Genomic DNA, 11,095 nt, shown 5'->3' with positions numbered 1-11,095 from the left:
TTTGTTGTAGTTGAGGTTTTAGGTTTTGTTGTAGTTGAGGTTACGGGTATAGGAGTTAGCTGTACAAAAGAGGGATTTTCAATTACTCCCTTACCTGTTATAGGTTGCTGTGCTTTCAAAGCCGCAGTAGTTTCGGCTTGAACACTGGTGATTGCAGGATCAGGTGTAGGCACAGGACTTTGCCTGTTCAAATCAAGTTCCCGAACTAGTTGGCTTGTTTCATAAAAATTTCTCAGATCAAAATCATATAACCTATCAAATTTCCCTTTAACTAGAATCACCATTTGCCCTGCTTCTAGCAGCTTAGTTTCAGAAGCATCTTTGTTAGAAACTTCAATACCACTATTTGTTAGCGCACCCACAATTGTGGTGTCTGTTCGTTGGTCATAGCGTACAAATAATGCTGAACCACGAATTGCTGCTGCTGCACTTGGTGTTTGTATACGTGTTTGCCCCCTTCCTGGTGGGATGAGTAACAACACAGTCCCGTTTGAAAGTCTAAAGTCACGTGTCTTCGGCAAAAATTGAAATAACGCCTGTTCTCCAACTCGTGCCAAGGAGCCATCATTGAAACGCAAATCTGCTAGTGAAGCTCGACCAGTTGCCACCCCGTCCCCAGGAGTCATTGCATCTAATTTACGTGCAGGACGTTTCTTTCGTTTATCTTTGGGTATCAGTTGTACTATGTTGCGGAGATCCTGAATTTCTGCTCGCGTTAGAGGAGTTATGGCACTTACCCTATTTGGCAAAGGCAGTACTATAACTCCCCATAAACCAATCACCAATAGTGGAAATGATTTATAAGACATAGTTTGATAATTATTTGTGAACTTCAGCTAATACCAAAAAACTAGAGATTAAAACTGCTGATAATTGTTGTAATGAGTAATTTATTAAAATTATCTTTATTTTTAGTCTAAGTCTAAAATTAATAAATAAAAATGAATAATTTCTTTAATCTATTTAAGTTTTTATCTTTAAGTTGACATTATATACAAGAAAGCCTGCTGCAAATTTCGAAGTTAGTATTTGATATCGATGATTAAATGAGAAATACCTTACATATTATCAATTCTAATCAGATCAGTTACAGGGATAAGAAGTTGTTAGGGATGTGTTGTGAAGTAACTCTAGGACAATACCCCACTAAAGTTGAGCAGAATGGACAGTACCGGATTATGTCAGATTTGCAAAAAAATCTAAGATCATCCGAAAATCAGCAATATCAGTTTGTAGTTTCAGTATATACTTACAAGGTTAAGATAAATGCACTCAATTGTATCTTCTGAGTCGGAACTTCTGATACAGCTTGTGGGTCTACGTTGGCCAAATGCGATCAGCGCAATCTAACAGATGCGACTCAAAAACTGGAATAATTTGTTTTTTTGTATCTTGTTAGCGTCCATCGGTGGAAGCTGGTGTTGCATTAGAGTAGATGCAGCAGAATCTGCAAATACAGAGATTTGGCGTTCTAAAAATGTAGCAAGTACACAGGTAACTGATCAGCTATGTCAGAAATTGCAACAGAGAGTAATTAACTCTTTGTGCCAGCAGTCGAGTGAGTCACAAACTTTAGACTCCCAGATGCCGTTGAATGTGGCACAGCAAACACCCGAAACTACACAAACCGATCAAGACCCAACCGAAGAATTTGGGGATACTCAAAAGCAAAATGACCCGCCACCGCTAGAATCGCAGCCGAGTATTTTGCCTACATCTCCTTCAGATTCAAAAGAGGAATTATTAAATACACCTGATATAAATTATTCCCAAAGGCGAGAGAGGCTAATAGAGCTTCTACGATCGCCAAAATCATCCCCTGAGTCTGATAGCGATCGCGAATTGGGCTTACGGATAAGGCTACGACCCCTAGAATTGCCTCCTCTTCCAGCGATAGAACAACCCGTACCTAAGTTTAAACCCATAGGCTATCTACAGGCCCGTGTCGGTTACTTCCAGACGACTAATATTTTCTCCTCAGATGATAGTCCCATAGAAGATGGTTTAATTATTTCTGGACTGACGCTAACCTCTGCATATTTACCTTTGGGATCTAAGACTTTTTTTAACGGCTCAATAGATGGCAATCTGATTCGTTATATAAATCAGTCACAATACCATTACAACCAGCTAAGATTCAATCTCAGTGTTTACCAGCAGCTATCCCAGCGAATGTATGGAGAACTCAGTTGGAGCAATCAACAGCTATTTTATGCTAATAGCAGCGATCGCTTTTTAAATGAGAATTCCCTGCAACTGTCTTTGGGACGGCGAGATCCATTAACTTCAAAATTAACGCTAGATACCTTTTATGAATTAAGTATAAATTTTGCTGACCCCCAAAGTCGCGATCGGATAATTAATTCCTTTTGGATATCTCTAAACTACTACTTGCAAAAGCCTCTCCAGGTTGGTATTAACTACCAGATGAACTTATCGGACTTTACACAGCGCGATCGGGAAGACGAATTTTATCGCCTGTTTGGGCACTTAAATTACCGAATATCCGATACTACTAATATGAATGTACAGGCTGGGGTAAGTTTAGGTAGTTCAACCGTCGAAAATATTGATTTTGATGCCTGGTTCTTCAGTATTAATTACAGTTTGCAATTAGGTCGGTTTTGAAATTTGTCATTAGTCATTTGTCAAAAAACAATGACTAATGACTAATGGCCAATACTTCGACTTACCTCGGCTTACTTCGGCACAAGTCGCTCAGTACAAGTGACCAATGATCAATGACCAATAACTTATAAATATGAAATCCAATCACTCCAGCTACCAGCATAAAGTTTACCTTTGCTAATGCCAGCTAATTCTAAAGAAAGTAAATTTACACAAGCAGTAACACCAGAACCGCAATAAACCAAGATTTCTTCGGCTGTTTCTAACTGTTCCCACCGACGGCGTTGCTCCTCTTGAGGGAGTAGGTAGCCAGAAGAGTCTGTAACTTCTTGCCAAGGATAGTTGACTGCACCAGGAATATGTCCAGCAATTTTATCAATTGGTTCTCGTTCACCTCGATAGCGATCGCTTTCTCTCGAATCTACCAATACTACTTCGTGGCTATCTTTGCAACTTTTCACTACAGTAATATCTACCACTTTTTCTGTTTGTACTTGAGCGACAAATTCACCCTTTTGGGGTTGAGGAACCACATCTGTAACCGGATAACCAGCTTTTTGCCATTCAGCAAAGCCTCCATCTAGTACCGCGACTTGCTCATGTCCGAGATAGCGCAACAGCCACCACAAACGAGATGCAAAAGCAAAGCGCGAATCATCATAAGCGACAACTAGAGTTTTTTGGTAATTTACCCCAATTGCGGCAAATTTTTCAGCTATATGGTTAGGGTTAGGTAGAGGATGTCTCCCACCATGTTTACCTACTGGACTGGAAAGATCCTGATTCAAATCTAGATAATACGATCCTTTAATATGGTTTGCTTGGTACTGTTGCCGTCCTAGTTGTGGATCGGCTAAAGAAAAGCGACAATCAACAATAACGACTTGCGGATCTTCTAAATGTTCAAATAGCCAAGCTGGTGAAATAACGAATTGGTTATTGGGCATTGGTCATTATTTAGTTTTTTTGCAAAATGTCAGACTTAGAAAATTTTACACCTAAGCTCACAGCAGATGGTTCTTTCACCTTTGTGTCTCAAGAGTTTGGTGAATCCTTTCACAGCCATTATGGAGCTAGGCAGGAAAGTTTTTTTAAGTTTGTAGAACCAACTCAACTGGCTACAGCCGCTCAAAAACCAGTCTTGCGACTATTGGATATTTGTTATGGTCTAGGATACAACACAGCTACCGCTTTGGAGGCAATTTGGGCAGTGAATCCCAGTTGTTATGTGGAAGTAATTGGTTTAGAAGTGAATCCAACAGTGCCACAAGCTGCGATCGCTCATCACTTATTCGACAATTGGAACTGTAACTATACTCAAATATTGTCCCAGCTAGCTTTTGAGTATCAAGTGCAAACACCTCGCCTGAAAGCAAAGCTACTAATTGGTGATGCTAGAACTGCGATCGCGCTAGTACATCAGTCGAATTTCTCGGCAGATGCCATTTTCCTTGATCCCTTTTCTCCACCACAGTGTCCTCAATTATGGACTGTTGAATTTGTTAAACAACTGTCATTGTGTTTACATCAAAATGGTTTATTAGCCACCTATTCTTGTGCTGCTGCTGTCCGTACAGCACTTTTGTCTGCTGGTTTGGTGGTAGGTTCTACCTCACCCGTGGGTAGGCGATCGCCTGGTACTGTGGCAGCCCATTCTATGAGTACGGGAGTTCAAAATTACTCAGTACTGCCTTCCCTCTCACAAATTGAAAAAGAACACTTGCTAACCCGTGCTGCTATTCCCTATCGCGATCCCGAATTGAGCGATTCAACCGAAGTCATAGTGATGCGCCGACAACAAGAACAAAAAACTTCTTCACTCGAACCTACTTCCCGTTGGCGAAAAAGGTGGTTATTGGGAACACAAGGCAGAGATTTTATTGGAACAAAGTAGTTCCTCATTCTTTAATTCTAGAAACATTATTTATATTTTCATTTTCTAAAAATTCTGATTTGCTTTCCAGATGCTAAGGCAACAAGTTTTTCCGATGCAAATAAATAAAAATTATGATAGTATCTAATTTTACATACTATTTAGCAGTGCTTGAGTATTACAATAACTCAGTAAGTAAAAATATGTGTACTTAATGATTACGATAAAGATTTCTAAATGAATACCCTATATTTTGATATAAAGCAAGCAATTGCAGTGCTTTCTGGGGCTTTTTTCCAAAAAAACTCCGTAATAAACCGGATTTAAGATTTGTGCCAATTCATCATACTGGAATTAGAAGCAAAAAATTTGACAACAAGATATCCCTTGTTCGTAAGATAAAAGATACATACTGCGAAAAAGTCAGATAGCAGATTGACATCATCCATAATCCCTATGAAAACTCGAACTCAGATACAGCTAAATATTAAATTTGTTTTGGAAATCTGACACTGTTAACTTGTACAAAAACTTGGAGTGCCTTTGTGATTCAATGGAAATCCAACCATACAGGCTTTACAGAACAAATGGTTAGTGGACAAAACCCCACTAACACAGTAAAGAGTATCGGTTCAAATCATGCTGTAGGATTGCAAAATAATGTGGAGGCCTGTTCTTTAGGCTTATCCCAAGAAAGCCTTATGCTTAAGGATAGCCAAGCTGTGTCTTCTTGGGTAAAAGTTGATGCTAATTGTGGTGATGATTCATTGGTCTCTAGAACACTACAAGTCAAAGGTTCTAAAGTGAATGGGTTTGATTTAGATCCGCCGAAGGTTTTAGTTGTTGACGATCATGCCGCTAGTCGGATGACTGCTGTTGCCTTGTTGGGGATGGAAGGATATGAAGTGATTGAGGCAGACAGTGGTTCTACTGTTGTAGGATTAGTTACTCAAAAACAACCAGATTTGATTTTGCTGGATGTGATGATGCCAGGAATGGATGGATTTGAAGTTTGCCAATTGCTTAAACAGGATGAGCAGACTAGGCTAATTCCAGTGATTTTTATCACAGCATTAAATGATAGGCGATCGCGCATTCGGGGGATTGAAGTTGGGGCGGATGATTTTCTCACCAAACCCTTTGATCGTGTGGAACTGGCGGCGCGTGTGAAGTCTTTGGTACGGCAGAAGCGTCTAAACGAAGATTTAGACCATGCCGAACAAGTACTATTTTCCATCGCCATGGCCATTGAAAGCCGCGATCCTAATACAGGCAACCATTGTGAACGCCTGTTAAAACTGGGACAAGTTTTTGGTGAATACCTCAACCTCTCACGCTACCAAATTCGAGATTTGCGGTGGGGTGGTTATCTCCACGATATCGGCAAGGTGGGTATTCCTGATGCAGTGCTGCTGAAAAAAGACCAACTCACCTCCGCAGATTGGGAGGTGATGAAGCAGCATGTTTTGATTGGAGAAAAAATCTGTAAGCCATTACGCAGTATGCGGGGTGTAATTCCTATCATTCGCCATCACCACGAACGTTGGGATGGTTCAGGCTACCCCGATGGACTCAAGGGAGATGATATTCCCTATTTGGCACAAGTATTTCAGTTAATTGATATTTACGATGCTTTAACTAGTGAACGACCTTACAAAAGAGCTTTTAGTTTCGCAGAAGCACTTTCTGTAATGCAAAAAGAAGTAGATTCCGGCTGGCGTAATCCCAAACTAATGCAGCAGTTTGCAAAGTTTATTCGATCTTGTGAGGGAAAAAGTGTCGGATAATGATTTATCACTGCTGGAATGAGCGGGAATTGTTACTATAGTCTCCAAATTTTACGAAAGTACTTCTCCTAACTCATTGTATATTTCAGTCTTCTATGATTAGCTGGTATGATTTGAGCCTACATCTTAAAGTACCAACAACAGCATTAATCACAATTTCACTGATAGCTGATAGCTAATTATGGTAGTTGTAGCAATTCTAGCGGCAGGACGCGGCACACGGATGAAATCAAGCTTACCCAAGGTTTTACATTCTTTGGGTGGGCGATCGCTAGTGGAGAGAGTTCTGGAAAGTGTAGAACCACTTTCTCCCTCCCGGCGAATCGTAATTGTGGGATATCAATCCGAAGAAGTGCAAGCCGCCATGCATTCAATTCCTGATTTGGAGTTTGTCGAACAAACTGTGCAATTGGGAACAGGCCACGCCATCCAGCAGTTACTGCCCCACTTGGAAGATTACACTGGGGATTTGCTGATCCTTAACGGCGATTTACCGTTGATACGCAGCGAAACTCTCAAGCAGATGTTACAAACTCACGCCCAAAATCAGAATGCTGCCACCATCCTTACCTCGCACCTACCCGATCCCACAGGCTACGGGCGAGTTTTTTGTAACGATGAAAATATTGTGCAGCAAATAGTTGAACACAAAGATTGTACTGCTGCTCAAAGAGAAAATCACCGGATTAACGCTGGGGTTTATTGCTTTCGCTGGCCAGATTTGGCAAAGGTACTTCCGCACCTCCAGGCAAACAATGCCCAAAAAGAATACTATCTCACTGATGCCGTGACTCAAGTGGGAAAAGTTACGGCAGTGGATGTGGAAGATTACCAAGAAATTCTCGGCATCAACGATCGCCTGCAACTAGCAACAGCATCGGAAATTTTGCAAAAACGAGTCAAAGAAAAATGGATGCTGGCGGGTGTTACCCTCATCGACCCCACAAGTATCACCATTGATGAAACTGTAGAATTACAGCCGGATATAATTATTGAACCCCAAACTCATCTGCGGGGAAATACGTTGATTCAAAAGGGAAGTCATATCGGCCCGGGAAGTTTGATTCAAAATAGCCAGTTAGCTGAAAATGTCACAGTTCAATATTCAGTAGTAACAGATAGTACTGTGCAAGCAGGAAGCCGAATCGGCCCTTATGCCCATTTACGCGGTCAGGTACAAGTGGGTGCTAATTGCCGCGTGGGGAATTTTGTGGAATTAAAAAACACTCAATTAGGCGATCGCACAAATGCAGCACATTTGTCGTATATAGGTGATAGCGTTGTCGGTAATCAGGTAAATATTGGTGCTGGTACAATTACTGCTAATTATGACGGCGTGAAAAAACATCGTACCAAAATAGGCGATCGCACAAAGACTGGTTCCAATAGCGTTTTAGTAGCGCCAATTACCTTGGGAAATGATGTCTATATTGCAGCTGGTTCTACAGTCACAGAGGATGTTCCTGATGATTCTCTAGTAATTGCCCGTAGTCGTCAGGTGGTGAAATTAGGTTGGCGAAGAAAAAGTGTTGAAAATGAAACCACAGATCAACATAAATAATTCATCGCTGCTAATAGCGATTGATCTTTGGTTTGAGAGCATAAACCAGGATTTTTGCAATCTGTCTAATCTAGCTAGATTAATAGTAAAGCCAAAATCTCAATATACAACATGGAAGAACTGCTAGAACTTAGGCAACTTCTAGAACAAGGCAAAATCCATGAGGCGTTGCTGTTGGTGGATGAGTTAGAAGAAATGAGCCTCGGTGACAAAATCAATAAAATTGATAGTTATGGTGTAATTCTGCTCATCCATTTAATTAAACAAAAGGCTGAAAAACGTTCTACTCGCTCTTGGGATGTTTTGATAGAAAATACGGTGCGCGAAATCAACAAAATAAACAAGCGCCGCAAATCCGGTGGCTTTTACTTGAATCAAGCAGAATTAATCGATATTCTGCAACAAGGATATCAAGTGGCACTGAAAAGAGCGGCGCTAGAAGCTTTTGAAGGGCGTTATGAAGCCCAAGAATTAGGCGCAATGGTTGACCAGCAAGAAACTTTAGCCCAAGCGTTGAAACTGATTCAACAATAGCCGATTAGTTCGTTGCCAGTCCATTCCAAAGTGTCACCAACTTTTTCGCCGTCATGGTAGGCGGCAAGTAAAATTTCGCTAGTTTTGCCCCAAGCGATCGCTCCACTCACATCTAAAGCGATCGCTCCCAAATCCCGTTTATTTTGGTGCGCTTCCCCAAAGGATCGCTGCATCGCTTCTTGCAAGGACATCCCATCGGTGACACGCACCACAATCCGGGGAGCTAAACACTCATCGATGATATCTTCCCCAATGCCAGTACAGCTAACACCAGCATTACTAGTAGCATAATTACCTGCTGGCATTGCAGAATCACTTACCCTGCCAATCCGCTCAAAGCCCTTACCACCTGTAGAAGTGCCAGAGGCTAGTCTACCAGATGCATCTAAAGCTACAACACCAATGGTTCCACGTCCGGCATTGCTAGTTTCTAACAGTTCGGGTTCTGCTACCACACCAGCCATTGCGCTTTTAAAATTATCCTGGCGCTCTTGTATCCACTCTTGCAACCGCAAATCAGTTAAAGCGTTATAGCTAGGAAGTTGCATTTCCCGCGCCAACTCAGCCGAGCCAAAATCTGATAAAACTCGATCTGGCGAATTTTGTAAAAATTGTGCTAACTCAATGGGATTTTTCACCCGTGAGATATTAATCACACCGCTAAACCGCCCTAATGCGCCATCCATTAAAGAAGCACTCATACGGATTTGCCCATCAGATTGTAGTACTGAACCAGTACCAGCATTAAAACGGGGGTTGTCTTCGAGCATTTGGCAACCATGCACCACCGCCTCAGAAGCAGTTGCCCCTGACAATAGCAGAGAATAGACTTCTTCTATTACTGTATGGAGCGATCGGCGCACCGCCTCTAATCCTCCCTTACCGTGGAGAGAACTACCAGCCCCTCCATGAATAATTAATTTAGGTTGCACCTGTGACTCCATTAATCCCCTGCGCTATTTGCGTCTATGTTGCGGTTAGTTTCATTTTGAGCTTCAGAACGGCGACGACGACAACGTTCTGAGCAATATTTCACATCGTCCCAGCAATCTTGCCACTTTTTACGCCATGTGAAAGGACGTTGACATACCGGACAGATTTTTGTAGGTAGGTCAGATTTAGAACGAACACGTCCCATATAAATACTGTGTGTGTATATGAGAATTTGATTTCTGAGGGAGATGGAAAATAATTATAACCAGTTTCCTATAAAGGAAGTAAAGTTTCACAGAAAAAATGTAATGTCAATCTCCCTTGAGATTTATTTTTGAGATATGTATATGAGAATACAAAACTATAGTTGGTCATTTGTCATTGGTCATTAGTCATTTGTCATTGGTACTAATGACTAATTGCATTAGATTAGAATTAAACTTGCTGATGAAGTGTTAATGCACTTCTCAAACTCAGGGCTTACGCAAACAATAGCCGAAAAGAAAGATTTTCTTCTTAGAGCAATTCAGAAATTGCCCTTACAGCAACTGTTTCGCGTAAGCCCTAAAACTAACTGCGGTTAAAACCGTTTGTGTCGCTTCCCTCTCAGGTTTAAAGACGCTGAGTTTTTTCCATACTGCGTATTCTTTCTTATGACTGATCTACCACCCAACGCTCAGAATCCCGAAGAAAATGCTACCAACGATGTAGCACAAGAGTTACTGCGAAGACTGAGACAAAAACAAGGCAGCTGGGTGGAATGGGGAACGGCGATCGCCTCGTTGCTAAAAACCGGTTACAATCCCCAAGAAATTTTTGAGGCAACTGGATTTGAGCCAATTCAACAAAATCAAGTGGTTGTTGGTTCTCAAGTTTATAATTCTTTGGAAAAGTTTGGAGTAGCAGAAGAAACGCGATCGCACTATGCCACACGCGGCAGTGATGTTTTATATGAACTGCGTTTGCTTACCCAAGAAGAACGCGCCGCCGCCGCCGAACTGATCTTCGTTCACAACGTTGATGCTGATGAGGCACGGGATATAGCAAAAGCCATTAAAGAGTTCTCCTATTTCCGCACTTTGCCAGAAGGATTTTCTGCCCATCCTGGAGATGCCGTTGCTCACCAAGTTTGGAAACTGGCACGCCAAAATGCAGATTTACAACAGCGATCGCGCCTGATTGCCAAAGGTTTACGCTTTGCCCATACGCCAGCAGCAAGGCAAAAAATCGAACAGCTACTGACTGATTTTACTACCGTTCCCCAGCGTCCAGCGCCAATTTTACCCTTTTACCGCCTGGAATTTGAAGAACAATTACCCCGAATTTTGCCCGTGGTTGGCGAGTTGCCATTATCACGACAAGATTTGCAAGCCGTGCCGATTTTGACAGAAATTGAACCATTTCGGCTGGTTAAGTTTTCTGGAGAGCAAGCTTGGGTTCCCTTACCAGGTTGGCAAGTGTTGTTAGCAGCAGAAGATCCAGTAGTGATTTTAGCGAATAGCGATCGCTTCCCCATGCAAAACCAAAGTCAAATAGGGCCTGTTGTAGTTGTAGTAGATCGTGCCAAACGAGAATGGGATGCCTCAAGCTATTTTGTGGTTGAAAATGGTGGTGAATTACAGTTTCAGTGGTTTGAAACTGAGCCAGAAATTCCCCTACTAGGACAAATTATTATCATTGTGCGTCCTAAGAAAATTCTAGATGAAGAATTAACTAAGGATTCCTGGCAGATTGATGAATAGTAAAAGGGACTAGCGACTGGGAATTAGGGACTGGGCA

10 protein-coding genes are annotated in these 11,095 nt (G+C 41.7%); 6 read left to right on the top strand and 4 right to left on the bottom strand.

Annotated elements, in window-relative coordinates:
- Positions 1-809: FecR family protein (locus tag VB732_RS26910; RefSeq protein WP_323233937.1), on the bottom strand; the 809-nt coding region annotated here is incomplete at its 3' end.
- Between the two features lie 544 nt (positions 810-1,353).
- Here VB732_RS26910 and VB732_RS26905 point away from each other — a divergent pair.
- A complete protein-coding gene (locus tag VB732_RS26905; RefSeq protein WP_323233936.1) occupies positions 1,354-2,628 on the top strand; it encodes a hypothetical protein in 1,275 nt (424 codons plus the stop codon).
- Between the two features lie 125 nt (positions 2,629-2,753).
- Here VB732_RS26905 and VB732_RS26900 read toward each other — a convergent pair whose 3' ends face one another.
- The gene (locus VB732_RS26900; protein ID WP_323233935.1) at positions 2,754-3,575 is read right to left on the bottom strand and encodes a sulfurtransferase; all 822 of its coding nucleotides are present in this window, start codon (positions 3,573-3,575) and stop codon (positions 2,754-2,756) included.
- A gap of 26 nt (positions 3,576-3,601) precedes the next feature.
- On the opposite strand from VB732_RS26900, the gene VB732_RS26895 reads away from it, so the two are divergent.
- The 4 genes from VB732_RS26895 to VB732_RS26880 all read left to right on the top strand — a co-directional run bounded on the left by VB732_RS26895 (position 3,602) and on the right by VB732_RS26880 (position 8,383).
- A complete protein-coding gene (locus tag VB732_RS26895) occupies positions 3,602-4,522 on the top strand; it encodes a tRNA (5-methylaminomethyl-2-thiouridine)(34)-methyltransferase MnmD (protein ID WP_323233934.1) in 921 nt (306 codons plus the stop codon).
- 524 nt (positions 4,523-5,046) lie between these two features.
- Positions 5,047-6,288: a two-component system response regulator gene (locus VB732_RS26890; RefSeq protein WP_323233933.1), complete on the top strand. Its 1,242-nt coding sequence runs from the start codon at positions 5,047-5,049 to the stop codon at positions 6,286-6,288.
- A 181-nt stretch (positions 6,289-6,469) separates the two neighbouring features.
- A complete protein-coding gene (glmU, locus tag VB732_RS26885) occupies positions 6,470-7,849 on the top strand; it encodes a bifunctional UDP-N-acetylglucosamine diphosphorylase/glucosamine-1-phosphate N-acetyltransferase GlmU (RefSeq protein ID WP_323233932.1) in 1,380 nt (459 codons plus the stop codon).
- Positions 7,850-7,960: 111 nt separating this feature from the next.
- The gene (locus tag VB732_RS26880) at positions 7,961-8,383 is read left to right on the top strand and encodes a DUF29 family protein (RefSeq protein ID WP_323233931.1); all 423 of its coding nucleotides are present in this window, start codon (positions 7,961-7,963) and stop codon (positions 8,381-8,383) included.
- On the opposite strand, the gene VB732_RS26875 is transcribed toward VB732_RS26880, so the two are convergent.
- Both VB732_RS26875 and VB732_RS26870 read right to left on the bottom strand, forming a co-directional pair.
- Positions 8,374-9,327 (bottom strand): isoaspartyl peptidase/L-asparaginase, encoded by a 954-nt coding sequence (locus VB732_RS26875; protein ID WP_323233930.1) that lies wholly within the window; start codon positions 9,325-9,327, stop codon positions 8,374-8,376. The genes VB732_RS26880 and VB732_RS26875 overlap by 10 nt on opposite strands.
- Positions 9,327-9,521, bottom strand: coding sequence for a DUF2256 domain-containing protein (locus tag VB732_RS26870; protein ID WP_323233929.1), 195 nt, complete (start codon positions 9,519-9,521; stop codon positions 9,327-9,329). The genes VB732_RS26875 and VB732_RS26870 overlap by 1 nt, the downstream gene beginning before the upstream one ends.
- Before the next feature lie 448 nt (positions 9,522-9,969).
- Between VB732_RS26870 and VB732_RS26865 the strand changes: the two genes are divergently transcribed.
- A complete protein-coding gene (locus tag VB732_RS26865) occupies positions 9,970-11,058 on the top strand; it encodes a RuBisCO accumulation factor 1 (protein ID WP_323233928.1) in 1,089 nt (362 codons plus the stop codon).
- The last annotated feature ends 37 nt before the right edge of the window (positions 11,059-11,095 follow it).

The organism is Nostoc sp. UHCC 0252 (assembly GCF_034931145.1).
GTDB lineage: Bacteria > Cyanobacteriota > Cyanobacteriia > Cyanobacteriales > Nostocaceae > Nostoc.
This window is presented reverse-complemented; position numbering and strand designations above follow the sequence as displayed.

What these genes read in the sequence shown, in the direction of transcription:
- VB732_RS26870 (WP_323233929.1), bottom strand. Translation starts at nt 9,521, where the DNA reads ATGGGACGTGTTCGTTCTAAATCTGACCTACCTACAAAAATCTGTCCG.
- VB732_RS26900 (WP_323233935.1), bottom strand. Translation starts at nt 3,575, where the DNA reads ATGCCCAATAACCAATTCGTTATTTCACCAGCTTGGCTATTTGAACAT.
- VB732_RS26865 (WP_323233928.1), top strand. Translation starts at nt 9,970, where the DNA reads ATGACTGATCTACCACCCAACGCTCAGAATCCCGAAGAAAATGCTACC.
- VB732_RS26880 (WP_323233931.1), top strand. Translation starts at nt 7,961, where the DNA reads ATGGAAGAACTGCTAGAACTTAGGCAACTTCTAGAACAAGGCAAAATC.
- glmU (WP_323233932.1), top strand. Translation starts at nt 6,470, where the DNA reads ATGGTAGTTGTAGCAATTCTAGCGGCAGGACGCGGCACACGGATGAAA.
- VB732_RS26875 (WP_323233930.1), bottom strand. Translation starts at nt 9,327, where the DNA reads ATGGAGTCACAGGTGCAACCTAAATTAATTATTCATGGAGGGGCTGGT.
- VB732_RS26905 (WP_323233936.1), top strand. Translation starts at nt 1,354, where the DNA reads ATGCGACTCAAAAACTGGAATAATTTGTTTTTTTGTATCTTGTTAGCG.
- VB732_RS26895 (WP_323233934.1), top strand. Translation starts at nt 3,602, where the DNA reads ATGTCAGACTTAGAAAATTTTACACCTAAGCTCACAGCAGATGGTTCT.